Genomic DNA, 18,756 nt, shown 5'->3' on the forward strand with positions numbered 1-18,756 from the left:
CGTTCTCAGGCTGCCTGCCGCAGCGTGCTCAGTACCTCGTTGATGTCAGCAGCCCGCGGCTTGACCAGCCAGAAACAGCCGACGTAATCGCGGAAATTGTCGAGGATCTCCTGCCCCCAGGGCGAGCCCGTCTCGTCGATGTACTCGGCGATGGTATCGCGCAGGAACTCCCGATGCGCAGTCATGGGCTCGGTCTGGACGCGGCGGATGTCGATGAGCTCGTGGTTGTAGCGATCGACGAACTGGTTGTCCATGTCCAGCACGAAGGCGATCCCACCGGTCATCCCGGCGCCGAAGTTGAGCCCCGTCGGCCCGAGCACGCAGACCACGCCGTCGGTCATGTACTCGCAGCCATGATCGCCGACGCCTTCCACCACCGCATGGGCGCCGGAGTTGCGCACCGCGAACCGCTCACCGGCCAGGCCCGCGGCAAACAGCTTGCCGCCGGTGGCCCCGTAGAGGCAGGTGTTGCCGATGATGGTGGTGTCCTGACTGGCGAAGCCGCTGCCTGCCGGCGGGCGGATGACCAGCTTGCCACCGGCCATGCCCTTGCCAACGTAGTCGTTGGCATCACCGTCGAGCACCATGTTGAGCCCACCGGCATTCCACACGCCAAAGCTCTGACCGGCGCTGCCGGACAGGTTAAGACGGATGGGCGAGCCGCTCATGCCCAGGTTGCCGTGGCGGACGGCGATTTCACCGGACAGCCGCGCACCGATGGAGCGGTCGTCGTTGCGCACCGCGTACTCGAACACCCCGCCCGAGGCCGACTCGATGGCCGGCAGGGCGTCGGCGACCATGCGCTCGGCGAGCTCGCCGCGGTCGAACGGCACGTTGCTGGGTGTGACACAGTGGGTGGGCTTGGCCGGATCGAGCCCGCCGTCGGAGAGGATCGGCGAGAGATCGAGCTTGGCCTGCCGGGCCGTCTCGGGGGTGCGCTGCTCGAGCAGATCCACCCGGCCGATCAGCTCCTCGAGCGAGCGGATTCCCAGCCGCGCCATCCACTCCCGCGTTTCCATGGCCACGAAGGTGAAGTAGTTGGCGACCCGCTCGGGGGTACCGATGAAGTGCTTGGTCCGCAGGACCTTCTCCTGCGTCGCCACGCCCGTCGGGCAGTTGTTGAGATGGCAGACGCGCAGGTACTTGCAGCCCATGGCGATCATCGGTGCCGTGCCAAAGCCGAAACTCTCGGCTCCCATGATGGCTGCCTTGATGACGTCGAGCCCGGTCTTGAGCCCGCCGTCGGTCTGCAGCCGGATCTTGCCACGCAGGTCGTTGGCGCGCAGCGTCTGATGGGTCTCTGTGAGGCCCAGCTCCCAGGGCGTCCCGGCGTACTTGACCGAGGTCAGCGGGCTGGCGCCGGTGCCGCCATCATGGCCAGCAATGGTGATCAGGTCGGCATATGCCTTGGCCACGCCGGCGGCCACGGTGCCCACACCGGGCGCCGCCACCAGCTTGACCGAGACCAGCGCCTGCGGATTGACCTGCTTGAGGTCGTAGATCAGCTGGGCGAGGTCCTCGATGGAGTAGATGTCGTGATGCGGCGGTGGCGAAATCAGCGCCACCCCGGGCTTCGAGTAACGCAGCCGGGCGATCATCTCGTTGACCTTATGCCCGGGCAGCTGTCCGCCCTCGCCGGGCTTGGCACCCTGGGCGACCTTGATCTGCAGCACCTCGGCGTTACGCAGGTAATGCGGCGTGACGCCGAAGCGGCCCGAGGCCACCTGCTTGATCTTGGACATCCGCTCGTTGCCGAAGCGGTGGGCATCCTCGCCCCCCTCGCCGGAGTTGGAGCGCCCGCCGAGGCGGTTCATGGCGATCGACAGGGCCTCATGGGCCTCGGGCGAGATCGCGCCCAGTGACATCCCGGCCGAGTCGAAGCGGCGGATGATGTTCTCGAGCGGCTCGACCTCGTCGAGCGGGATCGGTGTCCGGTCGGTGACCTGGAACAGGTCGCGCATGGCGGCCACCGGGCGTGTGTTCACCGTTTCGGCGTACGCCTGATAACGCGCGTAATCGCCGGTGTAGGCGGCCTCCTGCAGGGCGGCCACCACATCGGGGTTGTAGGCGTGATACTCACCGCCGTGGACGTACTTGAGCAGCCCACCTTGGGCGAGGGGCACGCTGGCCCGCCAGGCCTGTTCGTGGAGACTGCGCTGGTCCTCCTCGAGGTCCGCGAAATCCGCGCCCTGGATGCGTGAAGTGGTGCCGGTGAAGCACAGGTCCACCACGCTGTCGCCGAGGCCGACAATCTCGAAGAGCTGGGCGCCGCGATAGCTGGTGATCGTCGAGATGCCCATCTTCGAGAGGATCTTGTAGAGCCCCTTGTTCAGCCCCTTGCGATAGTTGCGCAGCAGGTCGGAGAGCTCCGCGCCCTTGATCTCGCCGGTGCGCAGCTGATCCTGCACCACCTCGAAGGCCAGATACGGGTACACCGCGGTGGCGCCGTAACCGATCAGCACCGCGCACTCGTGGCTGTTGAGGGCTGTGCCGGTCTCCACCACCAGGTTGGTGTCGCAGCGCAGACCGGTGCGCACCAGGTGATGGTGAACGGCGCCGGTGGCGAGCAGGGCATGCACCGGGATGCGATCGCGGGCCAGCTCTCGGTCGGTGAGCACCAGCAGCGTGGCGCCGCCGCGGACGGCCTCGGCCGCCTCGTCGCGGATCGCATGGATGGCCGCCTCCAGCGAACCGTCCGCGGCAAAGCTGAGGTCGATGTGGTGGACGCACTCGCCTTCGCGATGGGCCTCGATCAGGCCGCTGAACTTGCCGTCGGAGAGGATCGGCGAGTCGAGCACCAGGCGCCGGGCATGATCCTCGACCTCCTCGAAGAGGTTCTTCTCCGGGCCGAACACGGTCTCCAGCGACATCACGATCTGCTCGCGCAGCGGGTCGATGGCCGGGTTGGTCACCTGCGCGAACTGTTGGCGGAAGTTGTCGTAGAGCGGCCGCACCTGGCGCGAGAGCACCGGCATCGGGGTGTCATCACCCATGGAGCCGACCGCTTCCTGGCCGCCCTGGGCCAGTGCGCGGGTGACGATGTCACGCTCCTCGAAGGTCACGCCGAACTGCTTCTGATAGGTGTCGAGCGAGTGGCCGATACGTGACTCGCCGGTGTCGCCCACCGAGGGCACATCGCGGGAGTGCTCGGCCAGCCAGCGCTTGTAGGGCGCGCGGTTCTTGAGCCGCTCGTCGACGTCCTCGGGCAGGATCAGGTTGCCGGTCTCGGTGTCCGCCGCGAGCATCTCGCCGGGCTTGAGACGGCCCTTTTCGACCACCTGATCGGGATCGTAATCCCACACGCCCACTTCGGAGGCCAGCGTGATATGGCGGTCCTTGGTGATCACCCAGCGCGCCGGTCGCAGGCCGTTGCGGTCGAGGGCGCAGGCGGCATGCCGGCCGTCGGTGAGGACAATGCCGGCGGGCCCGTCCCAGGGCTCGATATGCTGGGAGTGGAATTCGTAGAACGCGCGCAGGTCGGCGTCCATGGTCTCGACATTCTGCCAGGCCGGCGGCATCAGCAGGCGCAGGGCCCGGAAGATATCCATGCCGCCGGTGATCAGCACGTCGAGCATATTGTCGAGGCTCGAGGAATCCGAGCCGGTCAGGTTGACCAGCGGCTGGATCGCCTCGATGTCGGGCAGCAGCGGGGTGCTGAACCGGTACGCCCGGGCGATGGCCCAGTTGCGGTTGCCCTGTATGGTGTTGATCTCGCCGTTGTGCGCGAGATAGCGGAACGGCTGGGCCAGCCGCCACTGCGGCAGCGTGTTGGTGGAAAAGCGCTGGTGGAAGACCGCCAGCGAGGTCTCGAGGGCGGGATCCTGCAGGTCCTTGTAGAACACCGGCAGGTTCTCCGGCATGACCAGGCCCTTATAGGAGAGCACCCGCGCCGACAGGCTCGGGATATAGAAGACCGGATCGACGCCCTCCAGCGCCTTCTCGGCACGCCGGCGCGCCATGAACAGGCGCCGCTCGAACTCGGACTCTTCCATGTCATCGGGCGTGTTGACGAACACTTGGGCGATGTCCGGCAGCGTCGCCAGGGCCTGTTCGCCGCAGGCGCTGGTGTCGACCGGGACTTCGCGCCAGCCCGCCGCCGGCACCTCGTAGTGGGCCAGTGCATGCTCGAGCACGCTGCGGGCATGGCGGCCCGCCTCGGCGTCGCGGGACAGGAACACGCAGCCGGTGGCAAAGCGATCGGCCAGATCGATGCCCGCTGCGGCGCCCGCCTGGCGCATGAACGCCACCGGCGGCTTGATCAGCAGACCGCAGCCGTCGCCGCTCTTGCCGTCGGCGGCGACCGCGCCGCGATGCGTGAGCCGCGCCAGGGCGGAAATCGCCGTTTCCAGCAGCCAGTGGCTGGGTTGGCCGTCCATGTGGGCGATCAGGCCAAAGCCGCAGTTGTCTCGCTCGAATTCCGGCTGATAGAGCGTCGGACCGTTAAAGGGTAGTTGCTCCACGCTAACTGCCTCTCTGTTATTGGCTGGGGTTGGGCGTCGCCCGGCGTTCGGGCCGCATCGGGGCCCGGTGCGGACGACGCCTCCGGCGGCGCCAGCAGTTGACGTCCTCAATCAATGCGCGACTTCCATGTCAGCGGGCAAATGGTTGGACAATATAGCGCGGGCGGCGTTTTGCGGCAATGTCAGGTGAGCTTGGTGGGATCGGTCAGGCGCTCGTATTCCTCCAGTGCAAAGCGGTCGGTCATGCCCGCGATATAGTCCGCAATCACCCGTGCCTGACCGCGTCGGCCGTTGTGCCCGGCCCGCTCGCGGGCGCTCTCGGCGAACTCCGGGGGCAGCAGTTGGAGGTCGGCCATGAAGCGCTCGAACAGGCTGTGGACCACATGGTCCGCCTTGGTGGTCATGCGGTGCACCCGGTAGTGCCGGTAGAGGTTGGCCATTAGGTGATCCTTGAGCGCCCGGTGGCGCGCCTGCATGCCGGGGCTGAAGGCGATGAGTGGCTGCGCGCTCGCGCGCACATCGTCGGGTCCGAGGGGGTTGGCCCGGGTGATCCGCTCGCGGCTGGTGGTCAGCAGGTCGTTCACCTGCCCGGCGATCAGCTCGCGGACGATGCGATAGACCCGCCGCCGGCCGCCGAGGGCGGGATATTCGGCTTCGACATGGCGGTCGAGCGCGTCGATCCACTCCACCTCGCGCAGCGCATCGATATCCAGCAGTCCGGCCCGCAGGCCGTCATCGACGTCGTGACTGTTGTAGGCGATTTCGTCGGCGACGTTGGTGAGCTGCGCCTCGAGGGATGGCTGGGTCCCGTCGATGAAGCGCTGGCCGACATCGCCCAGACGCTCGGCATGGGCGAGCGGGCAGCGTTTGACCAGTCCCTCGCGGGTCTCAAAGGTCAGGTTGAGCCCATCGTGATCGGGATAGCGGGTCTCGAGCTGATCCACCACGCGCAGCGACTGGAGGTTGTGCTCGAACCCGCCGTACTTGGCCATGCAGTCGTTGAGCGCGGTCTGCCCGGCATGCCCGAAGGGCGTGTGGCCCAGGTCGTGGGCCAGTGCGATCGCCTCGGTCAGATCCTCGTTAAGGCCCAGTGCGCGGGCGATGGTGCGCGCGATCTGCGCCACCTCGAGGCTGTGGGTGAGCCGCGTCCGGAACAGGTCACCCTCGTGATTGACGAATACCTGGGTCTTGTACTCAAGGCGCCGGAATGCCGCGCTGTGGATGATCCGGTCGCGGTCGCGCTGAAAGGCGTTGCGCAGGTCGGGGCGGCTGTCGGCATGACGCCGGCCGCGGCTGGTGGACGGGCGGCAGGCAAATGCCGCCAGGCCGAGGGGGTCACTGGCCGGCTCAGTCATGGCCTTCCGCCTCCAGTGTTGCGGTGAGGGCGTCGGGGTCATAATCGGCGGTGACCGTGGCGTCCCCCAGGGCCCGCAAGAGCACCAGGCGCAACGCGCCGTCGCGGTTTTTCTTGTCGCGGGCCATGAATTCGCGGAAGCGCCCGGCGCCCATGTCGGCAGGCGCGTGCACCGGCAGCCCGGCGCGCTCGATAAGGGCGATGGCCCGGTCGCGGTCGCGGGCATTGATCCAGCCGAGCCGCGCGGACAGGCGCGCCGCCATACACATGCCGGCGGCAATCGCCTCGCCATGCAGCCAATCGCCATAGCCACGGGCCGCTTCGATGGCATGGCCGAAGGTATGCCCCAGATTGAGCAGGGCACGCTGGCCGGCCTCGCGCTCGTCGGCGGCGACGATGGCCGCCTTGTTACGGCAGCAGCGCTCGACGATATGGGCCAGCGTGGCGGGATCGCGCGCCATGGCCGCGTCGAGGTGGGCTTCGAGCCAGGCAAGGAAATCGGCGTCGCCCAGCAGGGCGTACTTGATGACCTCGGCCATGCCGGCGCGCAGCTCCCGTTGCGGCAGGCTGTCCAGCACGGCCAGATCGGCGATGACCGCGCGGGGCTGGTGGAAGGCGCCGATCATGTTCTTGCCGCGGGGGTGGTTGACGCCGGTCTTGCCCCCCACGGACGAGTCGACCATGGCCAGTAGCGTGGTGGGCACCTGAACAAAGCCCACCCCGCGCTGGTAGGTGGCGGCGACGAACCCCGCCAGATCGCCGATGACGCCGCCGCCCAGGGCCACCACCTGGCAGTCGCGGCTGAAGCCGTTGACCAGCAGGGTGTCGAACACCGGCAGCATCGATTCGAGCTGTTTTTCCTGTTCGCCGTCCGGCAGGCAGGCGCTGGCCAGGCGACGGTCCGCGAATGCCGCACGCAGTCGGTCGAGGTACAACGGCGCGACGGTCTCGTTGCTGACCACCATGACTTCGCGGGCGTCGATGGAATCGCGCAGGCAGCGGGGGTCATCGAGCAGGCCGCGGCCGATCAGGATGGGGTAGCTGCGCTCGCCCAGGGCGACGTCGACGCGGCGGAGTTCATCCGTCATGCGAGGGCTCCGTCTGCTGTAGTCGCCGGGCCAGTTGCTCGGCGATCCGCTCCGGTGATCCATCCCGGGTATCGATGCTGATATCCGCGATGGCTTCGTAGATCGGCGCTCGTGCCTCGAGGATCGCCGCCAGCCGTCCGGCCGGGTCGTCGCCGCGTAGCAGCGGGCGATCGCTATGCCGGGTGCGTGCGATCTGCGTGGCCACATCGGCGCGCAGATAGACCACCTGGCCGCGCTCGCGCAGACAGCGCTGATTGGCCGGGTCGAGCACGGCGCCGCCGCCGGTGGCGAGCAGGGTACGCGGCTGCCGGGTCAGTGTCTCAAGCAGCTCCGACTCGCGGCGTCGGAAGCCCGCCTCGCCCTCGATGTCGAAAATGCGTGGGATGTCGACGCCGGTCCGCGCCTCGATGGCGGCGTCCAGATCGACGAACGACAGCGCCAGCCGCGCCGCCAGGCGGCGGCCGATGGTGCTCTTGCCCGCGCCCATGGGGCCGACGAGGAATACCCGGTCAATCCTGCTCATGGTTCTGATTCTATCGCGTTTGTGGGTGTGCCCGGAGCCTCGAGGATGCGGGGTGTGACAAAGATCAGCAATTCGCTGCGGTCGTTGACGGCGGTGCGGCGCTGAAAGAGCTGTCCCACCAGTGGCAGATCCGACAGTCCGGGGACGCGGCGCACGCCATCGCGGCGCGTCTGTTCGAACACGCCGCCGAGGACCACGGTCTCGCCGTCGGCCACCAGCACGTGGGTGCGCACCGCCTGGGTGTTGATGGCCGGGCCCTCCGGGGTCTCCTCGCCGCGGCTGTCCTGGTTGATCGCCAGGGTCAGCTGCACCTGGTCATCCGGGGTGATCTGGGGTGTCGCCACCAGCCCCAGAACCGCTTCCCGGAAAGCGATGCTGGTGGCGCCGCTGGAGGTGGCTTGCTCGAAGGGGATCTGCACGCCCTGCTTGATTTCGGCCTGCTGGTTGCTGGCAGTGACCACGCGTGGGCTTGAGATGATCTCGCCCTTGTTCTCACTCTCCATGGCCGAGAGCTCGAGTTCGAGCAGGTAGCTGCCGATCTTGCCGATGGCCACCCCGGCGCCGCCGGCGGCATTGCTGGCGGGCAGATCCACCATCAGGCCGTCGGCATCCAGCGTGCCGCCGCTGGTGATGCGGGTGTCGCCGGTCTGATTGCGACGCGCGGCATTGAAGCGCACGCCGATCTCGTTACTGAAATCGTCACTCGCGATCACGATCCGCGCCTCGATAAGCACCTGCCTTACCGGCACATCAAGACGCTCGACCAGCGTCCGGGCCTGCTGGATGGCGCGATCCGACCCGCGGATGATGAGGGTGTTGGTGCGCCCATCAACGCTGACCCGCGCATCGTCCAGCAGACCGGCGAGCTCATCGGCATTGGCATAGCGGATCGGCATGAACACTGTCCGTGCCGGCGTGTTGGTCGGCGGTTCGGCGTCGGGCCGCGGCTCGGCCGTGATCGCCTCGACGTGTTCACGCACCTCCGGCAGGGTCACCGAGTCGACGTCCAGCTGAACCGGCTGGGCGGCCGCGGGCAGGGCCACGCCATGCAGCGTGATCAGGGCGATGAGCGCCGCGGGTAGCGGCCGGATGAGGGGAAGGGGCATCCGCTATTCTCCTGCCGATGGCGGTCCCGGCTGTCGGGGAATGATCCGCATGGGGGCGTCGGGGTTGCTGGGGCCGGGCGCCACGCTGATCGCACCGGATTGAATGCGCGCCAGCTGCCCCAGCCCGGCGATCGGGTCGCCGCGCTGGTGTCGCTGCAGCGGACCGTCGGCCCGGCGGATCAGTGCCCACTGCCGATCGCCGCGGATGATCCGGCCGATGTAGCGGATATCGGTGTCGGCGATGGGCATGGAGGGGCGGGCGCTGGCGAAGGGATTGGCCGGCGGCCTCCCCGGGGGCACGGCATCCGGTCGTCGGGTTTCGGCGATCCAGCCCAAGCTGGTCTCCGCGGGCTGGGACGCCCCCGGCACCGACGGTTGCCAGTAGACGTCCAGGTTCAGCGTCAGGACGATTCCGCCCGGTTGCGCATCGGCATCGCCATCGTTGAATTCGAGGCCGGTCAGGGCGATCCCGCGGGTGGTCTGCTCGACGCCGGCCAGAAACCGCATCAGGGGCGTCCACCCGCCGTTGAGGCGCACCACCAGGCGGCGTTGATGGTAGGCGGGCGTCGCTCGGGTGGTGCCGGGGTCGATGTCGACCAGACGTGCGCCGTTGTCGGCGGCCAGTCCCGCCAGATGACTCACCAGCCGGGACTCGTCCGCTGCTGCCGGCAGGCGCATGGGGTGATGGCGGAGGGCACTGCGCCGCCGCTCGATCGCCGCTGTGACCGCCTTGCGGTCGGCGAGGCGGCGTTGCTCGGCATCCAGACGCTGGGCAAGGGGGGCGCGGCTTTCGGCCAACCGGTCGCGCTCGGCCAGCGCCGGTCGCAGGGCAATCAGCCAGCCGGCGATCAGCCCCAGCAACAGCCCCACGCCCGCGGTCTTGAGCGCTTTAACGGTCATCGTCCACCGTCGGCGTTGACGGGCGCGTCAGGGTCAGCCGGAACCCGCGGCGTTCCCCGCCCTCGGCGGCCAGGTGGGTCAGCCGCTGCAGGTGAAACCCCGCGAACGCCGGCGCGGCACGCAGCGCGTCGATGAGCCGCGGCAGGGCATCGGGCTGTCGGGTGTGGCCCTCGATGACGCGTTCTTCGGCGTGGATCCGCAACCGGGTCAGGGCGATCGTCGGCGGGCGCGCGGCCAGCGTCTGGGTCAGTGCATCCGGCGCGCGACGGCGTTGCTCGCCCAGTGTCTCAGTCACTGCATGGCGGGCATCGAGGCGCTCGCGGGTGCGCTCGAGGCGACCTTGGGCTTCGATCGCCGGGGCAAGCTCGGCGAGCTGCGCCTCGAGCTCGGCCTGATGCGCCCGGTCCGCGGCATTCTGCTGATCGACGCGGGTGGCGATGATGGCGAGGGCCATCAGCCCCGCCAGGCCCCCGCCAAGGCCGATCAGCGCCAGCCGCCAACGCCGCCGGCGGGCTTGTCGGGCGCGCCAGGGCAGCAGGTTAACGCCAATGGGCATAACGGTCTCCGGCATGAAGGGCCAGCCCGATGGCCGTGACAAGCCGTGACTGGTCGGCGGCGAATGCATCGGCATCGCCGGCGTCGGCCAGTTCCAGGCCGCGCAGCGGGTCCGGCAGGTAGCAGTCGCTGCCCAGCCGGCTGGCAATGGCCGCCGCCAGCGTCTGGCTGGCGCCGCCGCCGATGAGGGTCATGGCATCGGGGACGCGGGTTGAGGCACTGCCGTGGTGCATCGCGAGGGCCTGTTCAATGCGGCGCAGGCAGTCGCTGTCGCCGGGCGTATCGCTCAGCTCGTGGGTCTGGCAGTAGTGCAGACGCTGGCGATCGAAGATGCCCAGCCGCAGGCGCGCCCCTATATCAAGCAGCGCGACCGGGGCGCTGGTGGGGCCGAGCGGCAGGCGATCGTCCCGCAACGCGGCGCGGACGCTGGCATGGGCGTCGAGGTCGATCAGCTGGCAGCGCAGTCCGGCTGCCTTGAGTTGATGCCGCCGCTCGGCAATGGCCCTGTCCCGGGCGGCCACCACAAGAACGGCCTGCTGATCCCCGTCGGGCTCGGCGGCGAGTCGCCGAAAGTCAAACGCCAGTGCCTGGCGGGACTGTTTGAGGGTCGCCTCGATATCGAGCTGGACCCGGGTCTCGAGGGCCGCCTCGTCGAGACCCGCCGGGACCTTGATCACTCGGGTGATGGCCTGTTCGTCGGCCAGCGCAGTGGCGGCCAGTCGCGCGTCGGGGGCGGCGCGCCGGGCGGCCGTGGCGATGGTCGCGGCCACCGAGGCGGGTGACGGGTCGTCGGCCGGATAGGGCTCGATGGCATGGCCGGCGAGGATCATCCGCCCGCCGGCCCGGCGCAGCGCAACGGCCTTGACCGCCGTGGTGCCGCAGTCGATGCCGATGACGGCGGGGCCTCCGCGGCTCCGGCGTCGCACTGGCATCATGATGCAGTGGGTCCCGGCGCCCCGTCGCCGCCGCCGGCGGTGATATACTCGGCCCTCGACGGGTCAGTGCATGCAAGAAGGTTCATGTCGGTCATCATTCGGCGCTCACTGCAAATGCTGGCGGGGCTGGCCTCGCTGGGGCTCCTGGCGGCCGGCGGCATGATTGCCGCCTACATCGTGCTGGCGCCCGGGCTGCCCAGCGTTGAGTCGGTGCGCAATGTCGAGTTGCAGGTGCCGCTGCGCGTCTACACCGCCGAGGGCGAGCTCATCGACGAGTTCGGCGAAGTGCGGCGGACGCCCGTCGGCCTTGGAGCCATCCCGCCGAGCATGGTGGAGGCCTTCATCGCCGCCGAGGATCAGCGCTTCTATCAACATCCCGGCGTTGATTATGAAGGCATCGCCCGGGCGGTCTGGTACCTGGTTCGCACCGGCGAGAAAGGACCGGGCGGCAGCACCATCACCATGCAGCTCGCCCGCAACCTGTTCCTCAGCTCGGAACAGACCTATCTGCGCAAGCTCCGCGAGATTTTTCTGGCGCTGCGCATCGAGCAGGAGCTCGACAAACGCAAGATCCTCGAGCTGTATCTGAACAAGATCTACCTGGGTCAGCGTGCCTATGGGGTGGCGGCGGCGGCCGAGGCCTACTACGGCCGCCCACTGGCGGAATTGACGCTGCCCGAACAGGCGATGATCGCCGGGCTGCCCAAGGCGCCGTCGGCCTCCAATCCGCTCGCCGATCCGGACGAGGCCCTGAGTCGCCGGGCCTATGTGCTGGGGCGCATGCTCGCCACCGGCGTGATCGACCAGGACCGCTACGACATGGCCATGGCGGCGCCCATCACCGCGGATCGGCATCGCCGCCAGAGCCGCGTGGATGCGCCCTATGTCGCCGAGATGGCGCGCGCCCGGGTGGTCGAGCGCTTTGGCCGCACCGCCGCCTACACCGAGGGCTATTCGGTCTATACCACCGTCGCCGCCGATCGCCAGGCCGAGGCCCGTCGGGCACTGCGCTCGGGGCTGCATGCCTATGACGAGCGCCACGGCTACCGGGGCCCACTCGCGCAGCTTGAACCGGCGCTCATCGACGGGCCGCGCGAGGCCCTGCTGGATCGGCTGTCCGGGTTTCCGCGCCCGGGGGCGCTTCGCGTGGGCGTAGTGACCGGGGTCGATGATGAGGGCGCGACGCTGCTGACCGCCGCGGACGAACGGATCGCGCTGCCCGAGGCGGGCATGCAGTGGGCGCGACCGCAGTTGGTGCTCTCGGTGGGGGATGTGGTGCACGCCCGCGAGACGGATGACGGCTGGCGACTGGCCCAGCCGCCTGAGCCCCAGAGCGGTCTTGTGGCGCTGGATCCCGATACCGGCGGCATCCGTGCGCTGGTGGGCGGCTATGACTTTTCATTCAGTAAGTTCAACCGCGTGACCCAGGCCGCCCGCCAGCCTGGTTCGGCCTTCAAGCCGCTGATCTACTCGGCGGCGCTCGCCAACGGCCTGACACCGGCGACGCTGATCAACGATGCCCCGGTGGTGTTCACGGATGCCGCGCTGGAGGACGTCTGGCGTCCCGAGAACTACAGCGGCCGCGTGTTCGGGCCGACCCGCCTGCGCGAGGCCCTGACCCGCTCCCGCAACCTGGTCTCGATCCGGGTGCTGCGCCAGATCGGCATCAGCCCCACACTGGCTCACCTCGAGCGCTTTGGCCTGCCTCGCGGGCGGTTGCCGCGCAACCTGTCGCTGGCGCTGGGGGCGGCCGAGGTCACGCCGCTTGAGCTGGCGCGGGCCTATGCGGTGTTCGCCAACGGCGGCTATGCCGTCGAGCCGCATGTCATCGAGCGCATCGTCGATAACGACGGCGAAACCGTGCATGAAGCCCCGAAGACTGAATCCGCCGAGCGGCGCCGGGCGATCAGCGCCGGCAACGCCTGGCTGATGCGCTCGATGCTGCGCAATGTGGTCGAGGAGGGCACCGCCCGGCGGGCCAGGGAACTGGGCCGCTCGGACATCGCCGGCAAGACCGGCACCACCAATGACCAGAACGATGCCTGGTTCTCGGGGTTCAACGCTGACCTGGTCGCGACGGTCTGGGTGGGCTTTGACGAGCGCCAGAGCCTGGGCCGCTATGAAACCGGTGGCCGGGCGGCCCTGCCCATCTGGATGGACTTCATGGGTGAGGCGCTGGCGGGGCGGCCGGCATCCGAGTGGTCGCGGCCTAATGGTCTGGTGACGGTGAAGATCGATCCCGAGACCGGTGAGCGGGTCAGCGGTGACGCCCCCGACGCCATTTACGAGACGTTCCGTACCGAGAATCTCCCGCCGCCACCGGCGCCCAGCGACGAGGGTTCGTCGGGCAGCGGCGGGGAAGCGGACACCCCCCTGTTCTGATCTGGGAGTACACCCCCATGGCCCGAGGAAAAGCCAACCGTGATGCCCGCATGCGCGAGCGCCTGGTTCAGGAGTCGGCCCGCATCATGGCGGTGGAAGGGATCCGGGACTTTTCAATCGCGAAGCGCAAGGCGGCGCTGCAGCTGAACGCCCCGCGGACCACCAATCTGCCGCAGAACCGCGAGATCCAGGCCGCCCTGCAGGATTATCAGCGGCTGTTCGGCGGCGAGCGCCAGCTAACGGCCCTGCAGTCGCTGCGCGAGGCGGCCCTCGAGGCGATGACGTTTTTCGCGGCGTTCCGGCCGCGGCTGACGGGCTCGGTGCTGGATGGCACCGCCGGTGACCAGAGCGCCGTGGACCTGCACTGCTTCGCCGAAACCCCTGAGGACGTCGTGTTCTTTCTCATGGATCACGACATCCCTTTCGATACCCAGGAAAAGCGGTTTCGGTTCGAGGATGACTACGAGACGATTCCCGTGCACCACTTCGTCGCCGGCGATACGCCGATCACGGTGGCGGTGTTCGCGGGGCGCGGCAATCATCAGCCGCCGAAAAGCCCGATCGACGGCCGGCCCATGCAGCGGGCGAGCCGACGCGACGTCGAGGCGCTGATCGCCGAGGACGCCAGCGCCGTCGACTAGGGTTCAGCCGCGGCGGTGCAGCGGGATGTAGTCGCGGCGGGCCGGGCCGGTGTAGAGCTGGCGCGGCCGACCGATGCGCTGCTCGGGGTCGGAGAGCATCTCCATCCACTGGGCGATCCAGCCCGGCGTGCGGCCGATGGCGAACAGCACCGTGAAGAACTCCTTGGGGATCCCCAGGGCGCGGTAGATGATGCCCGAGTAGAAGTCGACGTTGGGGTAGAGCTTGCGCTCAACGAAGTAATCATCGGCGAGGGCGATCTCCTCAAGCCGGATGGCCAGTTCGAGCTGCGGGTCGTTGCCGACGCCAAGCTCATCGAGCAGCTCGTGGCAGGTCTTGCGGATGATCGTCGCTCGCGGGTCGTAGTTTTTGTAGACCCGGTGACCAAAGCCCATCAGCCGGAACGGGTCGTTCTTGTCCTTGGCCTTCTCGATGTACTTCGGCACCTGCTCGACACTGCCGATCTCGCTCAGCATGTTGAGCACCGCCTCGTTGGCACCGCCGTGGGCGGGGCCCCAGAGGGCGGCGCAGCCGGCCGAGATGGCGGCGAACGGGTTGGTCCCGGTGCTGCCGGCCAACCTCACCGTGGAGGTGCTGGCGTTCTGCTCGTGATCGGCATGCAGGATCAGCAGCTGATCGAGGGCACGCTCGGCCACCGGGTTGATCGCGTAGTCCTCACTGGGCCGCGCGAACAGCATGTTCAGCAGGTTGCCGGTGTAGGACAGACGGTTGAGCGGGTGGACGAACGGCTCGCCGACCATATGCTTGAACGAGGCGCCGGCGATGGTGGGCATCTTGGCGATGATGCGGTGCGCCGACAGCAGGCGGCTCTCGGGGTCGGTGATGTCCATGGCGTCGTGGTAGAACGCCGACAGCGATCCGACCACGCCGGTCAGCATGGCCATTGGGTGGGCGTCGTAGTGAAAACCGTTGAAAAAGATCCGCAGGCTTTCGTTGACCATCGTGTGCCGGGTGATGGCCTCGTCGAACTCTTCGAGCTCGCGCTTATTCGGCAGATCACCGTGGATCAGCAGCCGCGCGACCTCGAGGAACGAGCCGTGCTCGGCCAGCTGCTCGATGGGATAACCGCGATACAGCAGGATGCCGCGCTCACCATCGATGAAGGTGATGTCACTCTGGCAGCTGCCGCTGGTGCCGTAGCCCGGATCGTAGGTGAAGTAGCCGAGATCGCTCTGCAGTGAGCGGATGTCGATGACGTCAGAGCCGTGGGTGCCCTGGCGTACCGGCATATCCGCCCGCCGGCCGGTCTCGTTGTCGGTGATGGTAACGGTCTTATCGGCCATCGAGACGCCTCCTGTTCGTTCGGCGCTGTCCGGTCTCAGCTCTTGGTGCCTTTCGCCATCCCGCCATAACGGCGACGGAACTGATCGACCCGGCCACCGCTCGACAGCACGCGCTGCTTGCCGGTGTAGAAGGGGTGGCTGGCGCTGGAGATCTCGACTTTGACCAACGGGTACTCGTTGCCGTCTTCCCACTGGATGGTCTCGTCGGTTTTCACCGTCGAGCGGGTCAGGAACGAGTAATCCGCGGAGATGTCCTGGAACACCACCTGGCGGTACTCGGGATGGATGTCTTTCTTCATTCCGTCTCTCGAAACACTGGTTAAAAGATGCGCGTATGTTAGGCGGTCGCTGCCGGCGGTACAAGAGACGCGCTCGACCGGCCCATGTCGCGCCGGTAGGATGACGCGGTCAACTCGGCCGTCGAACAGGAATCGCGTTCATGCTCTACATCGGGCTCAAGCATCTGCACACCACCGTCGCCACGCTGACGGTCCTGCTGTTCATCCTGCGGGGGGGCTGGATGGTCGCCGGCTCGGCGATGCTGCAGCGCAAATGGGTGAAGATCCTGCCGCATGTGATCGACACGACACTGCTGATCACCGCCTTCGCGGTGGCCTGGATCGGCTGGCGCTACCCGGTGGTGCCGCATGACTGGATTACGGCCAAAGTGGTCGCGCTGGTGGTCTATATCGTGCTCGGCATCATCGCACTCAAGCGCGGGCGCACCGCCACCATCCGCGTCACGGCCTTCGTGGCCGCGCTGGTGGTCTACGGCTATATCGTCATGGTGGCGCTGTACAAGACCCCGCTGCCGATCTGATCAGTCGTCGTCGCGCTGCACCGTAAGGACCGGGCCATCGGGCGTGACGGTCAGCCGGCACTCGATGGGCCGGCAGCACACCACGCAATCCTCGATATAGGCCTGATCGCCGGCGGAGCAGTCGACCACGGTGGAGAATGTCTCGCCGCAGTAGGGACAGTCGATGGTGAGCGTCTCGATCATCATTGGAAAAGCCCCAGAAGGTCGTTGAGAAAACGCTGCCCCAGCGCCGTCGCCTGCAGTCGCGCGGGGTCGGTCACCATCAGTCCGCGGCGTCGGGCCTCGCTCAGCCCCGGCTCGAAGGCCGCTGCCGACAGGCCCGTGCGGGCCCGGGCGTCGGCCATGGATGTGCCTCCGGTCAGGCGCAGGGCATTCATCAGATACTCCAGCGGCCGCTCGTCAGGGGTGATGTCGCGTTCCCCCGCGGTGGCCGCATCAGTGCCCGCCAGTTCCTGATAGAGCCGCGGCAGCCGCTGCTTGTGGGTGCGGCGGATGTGGCCCTCCGGCCGGCTCAGCTTGGCATGACCACCGGCACCGATCGCCAGGTAATCCCCGAAGCGCCAGTAGTTCAGATTGTGGTGGCATTCCTCGCCGGGCACCGCCCAGGCGGAGACCTCATAGCGCTGCAGTCCGGCGCCTTCGATCCGCTCGGCGCAGGCCGCCTCGATGTCGGCGAGCTGGTCGTCGTCCGGCAGTGTCGGCGGGCGGGCGAAAAAGGCGGTGCCGGGCTCGAGGGTCAGCTGGTAGTGCGAGAGGTGTTGGACACCCAGTGCCAGCGCCTGCTCGACATCATCCAGTGCCTCGGCGGCCGTCTGCCCGGGTAGGCCGTGCATCAGGTCGACGTTGATGCGCTCAAACCCTGCGCGCTGGGCCGCCCTGACCGCGTCCGCCGCTTCATCACCGCCGTGGATGCGACCGAGGCGCTCGAGGTGATGGCCCTGAAAGCTCTGCACACCGATGGACAGGCGATTAACGCCGGCGGCCAGAAACCCTTCGAAGCGGCCGGCCTCGCCGGTGCCGGGGTTGGCCTCAAGGGTGATCTCGGCAGTCGGGGACAGGTTGAGCCGCTGCCGCAGGCCGTCCAGTAGCCCGCCAATGGCCCCGGCACTGAAAAGGCTCGGCGTACCGCCGCCGATGAACACGCTGTCGATGCGCCGGCCGCCGGCGTCGGCGGCCTCGCGCCCGGCATCCCGCAGCAGGGCGGCAGTGTAGTCCGCCTCGGGCAGCTCGCCGCGCAGGGCGTGGGAGTTGAAATCGCAGTAGGGGCATTTCTGCACGCACCACGGCAGGTGGACGTACAGCCCCAGCGGTGGCGGGATCAGCGTGGCTGCCATTCCTGCTCCAGCCGCCGGCGCAGGGCACTCAGCGCCTGGCCGCGGTGGCTCAGCATGTTCTTGGTATCGGCGGGCAGTTCGGCGGCCGTGCAGCCGGACTCGACCAGATAGAAATGCGGGTCGTAGCCGAATCCGCCGCTGCCCTGGGGCGTTTCGATCAGCCGCCCGGTCCATACCCCTTCCGCGATCAGCGGCGCGGGGTCATCGGCGTGGCGCAGTGCCACCAGTACACAGCGGTAGGCGGCGCCGCGCTCATCCTCGCCAAGATCGATCAGTGCATCGCGCAACCGGGCGTTGTTCTCGGCATCGCCGGCGTCATCGCCGGCCCAGCGGGCGGAGCGCACCCCCGGGGCCCCGTCCAGCGCTGGGATCTCGAGCCCCGAGTCATCGGCGATGGCCGGCAGCCGGGTGTGGGCGGCGGCGTTGCGCGCCTTGATCAGGGCGTTTTCCACGAATGTGGTCCCGGTCTCCGCCGCTTCGGGGACGTAGTAATAGGACTGCGGGACGATCTCATCGACGGGGCCGCGCAGCAGGGCGGTGAGCTCGGCCAGTTTGCCCTCATTGCCGCTTGCCAGTACCAGTCGTTCGATGAGCGCCATATCAGGCCTCCAGCGAGGTGCGCTGCGCGGCGATCAGTTCGGCGATGCCGGCGCCGGCGAGATCCAGCATGGCATCGAGCTCGGGACGGCGGAAGGCGTGGCCCTCGGCGGTGCCCTGAACTTCGATGAAGTGCCCGGCGTCATTCATGATGACGTTCATGTCGGTCTCGGCCTCGGAGTCTTCGGCGTAGTCGAGATCAAGCACCGGCGTGCCCTGATGGATGCCCACCGAAATCGCGGCGACGTGGCCATGCAGCGGGTTACGGCGCAGCTTGCGGGCGCGCACCAGCGTCTGCACCGCGTCGGCGAGGGCGACATAGCCGCCGGTGATGGCCGCCGTACGGGTCCCGCCGTCGGCCTGCAGGACGTCACAGTCCACCACCACGCGGCGCTCGCCCAGCGCCTCCAGATCAACCACGGCACGCAGGCTGCGGCCGATCAGCCGCTGGATCTCGATGGTGCGGCCCTGCTGACGGCCCCGGGCCGCTTCGCGATCCGTCCGGCTGCCGGTGGCGCGCGGCAGCATGCCGTACTCGGCGGTCACCCAGCCGCGGCCCTTGTTGCGCAGCCACGGCGGCACGCGCTCTTCGACCGAGGCGGTGCAGAGCACCCGGGTGTCACCGAACTCCACCAGCACCGAGCCTTCGGCGTGTCGGGTGAAGTCGCGGGTCAGGCGAACGGTGCGGAGTTGGTCAGGGCTTCGGCCGCTGGGGCGCATGCGGATCTCCCGGGTGGTTGGCAAGATGCGAAAAAACAG

17 protein-coding genes are annotated in these 18,756 nt (G+C 68.2%); 3 read left to right on the forward strand and 14 right to left on the reverse strand.

The annotated features are described in order from the left end of the window. Positions 1-5: 5 nt before the first annotated feature. The 8 genes from gltB to pilM form a co-directional block, all read right to left on the reverse strand. The gene (gene gltB / locus FPL11_RS02430; RefSeq protein WP_144347071.1) at positions 6-4,460 is read right to left on the reverse strand and encodes a glutamate synthase large subunit; all 4,455 of its coding nucleotides are present in this window, start codon (positions 4,458-4,460) and stop codon (positions 6-8) included. Positions 4,461-4,642: 182 nt separating this feature from the next. Then, complete coding sequence (locus FPL11_RS02435; protein WP_144347072.1) at positions 4,643-5,815, reverse strand: deoxyguanosinetriphosphate triphosphohydrolase; 1,173 nt, start codon at positions 5,813-5,815, stop codon at positions 4,643-4,645. Next, positions 5,808-6,902, reverse strand: a complete 1,095-nt coding sequence (gene aroB / locus FPL11_RS02440) for a 3-dehydroquinate synthase (protein ID WP_144347073.1) — start codon at positions 6,900-6,902, stop codon at positions 5,808-5,810. The genes FPL11_RS02435 and aroB overlap by 8 nt, the downstream gene beginning before the upstream one ends. Further along, the gene (locus FPL11_RS02445) at positions 6,892-7,425 is read right to left on the reverse strand and encodes a shikimate kinase (RefSeq protein WP_144347074.1); all 534 of its coding nucleotides are present in this window, start codon (positions 7,423-7,425) and stop codon (positions 6,892-6,894) included. Before FPL11_RS02445 ends, aroB begins: the two co-directional genes overlap by 11 nt. Next, positions 7,422-8,531, reverse strand: coding sequence for a type IV pilus secretin PilQ (gene pilQ / locus FPL11_RS02450; protein ID WP_144347075.1), 1,110 nt, complete (start codon positions 8,529-8,531; stop codon positions 7,422-7,424). The genes FPL11_RS02445 and pilQ overlap by 4 nt, the downstream gene beginning before the upstream one ends. 3 nt (positions 8,532-8,534) lie before the next feature. Then, complete coding sequence (gene pilO, locus FPL11_RS02455; protein WP_144347076.1) at positions 8,535-9,431, reverse strand: type 4a pilus biogenesis protein PilO; 897 nt, start codon at positions 9,429-9,431, stop codon at positions 8,535-8,537. Then, positions 9,421-9,987 carry a hypothetical protein gene (locus tag FPL11_RS02460; protein WP_144347077.1) on the reverse strand — a complete coding sequence of 189 codons (567 nt, stop codon included), beginning with the start codon at positions 9,985-9,987 and terminating at the stop codon, positions 9,421-9,423. Before FPL11_RS02460 ends, pilO begins: the two co-directional genes overlap by 11 nt. Further along, on the reverse strand, positions 9,971-10,912 hold the full coding sequence (gene pilM / locus FPL11_RS02465) for a type IV pilus biogenesis protein PilM (RefSeq protein WP_159308531.1): 942 nt from the start codon (positions 10,910-10,912) through the stop codon (positions 9,971-9,973). The genes FPL11_RS02460 and pilM overlap by 17 nt, the downstream gene beginning before the upstream one ends. Positions 10,913-11,005: 93 nt before the next feature. Between pilM and FPL11_RS02470 the strand changes: the two genes are divergently transcribed. Both FPL11_RS02470 and FPL11_RS02475 read left to right on the forward strand, forming a co-directional pair. After that, positions 11,006-13,303, forward strand: coding sequence for a penicillin-binding protein 1A (locus tag FPL11_RS02470; RefSeq protein WP_144347079.1), 2,298 nt, complete (start codon positions 11,006-11,008; stop codon positions 13,301-13,303). A 17-nt stretch (positions 13,304-13,320) separates the two neighbouring features. Next, on the forward strand, positions 13,321-13,944 hold the full coding sequence (locus FPL11_RS02475; RefSeq protein WP_144347080.1) for a hypothetical protein: 624 nt from the start codon (positions 13,321-13,323) through the stop codon (positions 13,942-13,944). 3 nt (positions 13,945-13,947) lie between these two features. Here the strand turns inward: FPL11_RS02475 and FPL11_RS02480 are convergent, their stop codons facing one another. Together FPL11_RS02480 and FPL11_RS02485 are read right to left on the reverse strand one after the other, a co-directional pair. After that, positions 13,948-15,246, reverse strand: coding sequence for a citrate synthase (locus FPL11_RS02480; protein WP_144347081.1), 1,299 nt, complete (start codon positions 15,244-15,246; stop codon positions 13,948-13,950). Positions 15,247-15,281: 35 nt separating this feature from the next. Then, positions 15,282-15,545, reverse strand: a complete 264-nt coding sequence (locus tag FPL11_RS02485) for a type B 50S ribosomal protein L31 (protein WP_110882379.1) — start codon at positions 15,543-15,545, stop codon at positions 15,282-15,284. A 140-nt stretch (positions 15,546-15,685) separates the two neighbouring features. On the opposite strand from FPL11_RS02485, the gene FPL11_RS02490 reads away from it, so the two are divergent. After that, complete coding sequence (locus tag FPL11_RS02490) at positions 15,686-16,066, forward strand: SirB2 family protein (RefSeq protein ID WP_110882380.1); 381 nt, start codon at positions 15,686-15,688, stop codon at positions 16,064-16,066. Here FPL11_RS02490 and FPL11_RS02495 read toward each other — a convergent pair whose 3' ends face one another. The 4 genes from FPL11_RS02495 to rph are packed head-to-tail and all read right to left on the reverse strand — an operon-like array spanning position 16,067 to position 18,717. Next, complete coding sequence (locus tag FPL11_RS02495; protein ID WP_370456333.1) at positions 16,067-16,252, reverse strand: CPXCG motif-containing cysteine-rich protein; 186 nt, start codon at positions 16,250-16,252, stop codon at positions 16,067-16,069. It abuts the gene before it with no gap. Continuing rightward, the gene (hemW, locus tag FPL11_RS02500; RefSeq protein WP_144347082.1) at positions 16,249-17,400 is read right to left on the reverse strand and encodes a radical SAM family heme chaperone HemW; all 1,152 of its coding nucleotides are present in this window, start codon (positions 17,398-17,400) and stop codon (positions 16,249-16,251) included. The genes FPL11_RS02495 and hemW overlap by 4 nt, the downstream gene beginning before the upstream one ends. Further along, positions 17,385-17,999 carry an RdgB/HAM1 family non-canonical purine NTP pyrophosphatase gene (gene rdgB / locus FPL11_RS02505; RefSeq protein WP_144347083.1) on the reverse strand — a complete coding sequence of 205 codons (615 nt, stop codon included), beginning with the start codon at positions 17,997-17,999 and terminating at the stop codon, positions 17,385-17,387. The genes hemW and rdgB overlap by 16 nt, the downstream gene beginning before the upstream one ends. Before the next feature lies 1 nt (position 18,000). Next, positions 18,001-18,717 carry a ribonuclease PH gene (rph, locus tag FPL11_RS02510; RefSeq protein WP_110882383.1) on the reverse strand — a complete coding sequence of 239 codons (717 nt, stop codon included), beginning with the start codon at positions 18,715-18,717 and terminating at the stop codon, positions 18,001-18,003. Positions 18,718-18,756: the final 39 nt, after the last annotated feature.

It is taken from the genome of Spiribacter aquaticus (assembly GCF_007625215.1).
GTDB classification, from domain to species: Bacteria; Pseudomonadota; Gammaproteobacteria; order Nitrococcales; family Nitrococcaceae; genus Spiribacter; species Spiribacter roseus.

Excerpts from the sequence above, each read along its gene's own strand:
- FPL11_RS02480 (WP_144347081.1), bottom strand. The coding sequence starts at position 15,246 with ATGGCCGATAAGACCGTTACCATCACCGACAACGAGACCGGCCGGCGG.
- FPL11_RS02475 (WP_144347080.1), top strand. The coding sequence starts at position 13,321 with ATGGCCCGAGGAAAAGCCAACCGTGATGCCCGCATGCGCGAGCGCCTG.
- rdgB (WP_144347083.1), bottom strand. The coding sequence starts at position 17,999 with ATGGCGCTCATCGAACGACTGGTACTGGCAAGCGGCAATGAGGGCAAA.
- FPL11_RS02435 (WP_144347072.1), bottom strand. The coding sequence starts at position 5,815 with ATGACTGAGCCGGCCAGTGACCCCCTCGGCCTGGCGGCATTTGCCTGC.
- aroB (WP_144347073.1), bottom strand. The coding sequence starts at position 6,902 with ATGACGGATGAACTCCGCCGCGTCGACGTCGCCCTGGGCGAGCGCAGC.
- FPL11_RS02485 (WP_110882379.1), bottom strand. The coding sequence starts at position 15,545 with ATGAAGAAAGACATCCATCCCGAGTACCGCCAGGTGGTGTTCCAGGAC.
- pilQ (WP_144347075.1), bottom strand. The coding sequence starts at position 8,531 with ATGCCCCTTCCCCTCATCCGGCCGCTACCCGCGGCGCTCATCGCCCTG.
- FPL11_RS02445 (WP_144347074.1), bottom strand. The coding sequence starts at position 7,425 with ATGAGCAGGATTGACCGGGTATTCCTCGTCGGCCCCATGGGCGCGGGC.
- pilO (WP_144347076.1), bottom strand. The coding sequence starts at position 9,431 with ATGACCGTTAAAGCGCTCAAGACCGCGGGCGTGGGGCTGTTGCTGGGG.
- FPL11_RS02470 (WP_144347079.1), top strand. The coding sequence starts at position 11,006 with ATGTCGGTCATCATTCGGCGCTCACTGCAAATGCTGGCGGGGCTGGCC.
- FPL11_RS02490 (WP_110882380.1), top strand. The coding sequence starts at position 15,686 with ATGCTCTACATCGGGCTCAAGCATCTGCACACCACCGTCGCCACGCTG.
- FPL11_RS02495 (WP_370456333.1), bottom strand. The coding sequence starts at position 16,252 with ATGATGATCGAGACGCTCACCATCGACTGTCCCTACTGCGGCGAGACA.
- FPL11_RS02460 (WP_144347077.1), bottom strand. The coding sequence starts at position 9,987 with ATGCCCATTGGCGTTAACCTGCTGCCCTGGCGCGCCCGACAAGCCCGC.
- rph (WP_110882383.1), bottom strand. The coding sequence starts at position 18,717 with ATGCGCCCCAGCGGCCGAAGCCCTGACCAACTCCGCACCGTTCGCCTG.
- hemW (WP_144347082.1), bottom strand. The coding sequence starts at position 17,400 with ATGGCAGCCACGCTGATCCCGCCACCGCTGGGGCTGTACGTCCACCTG.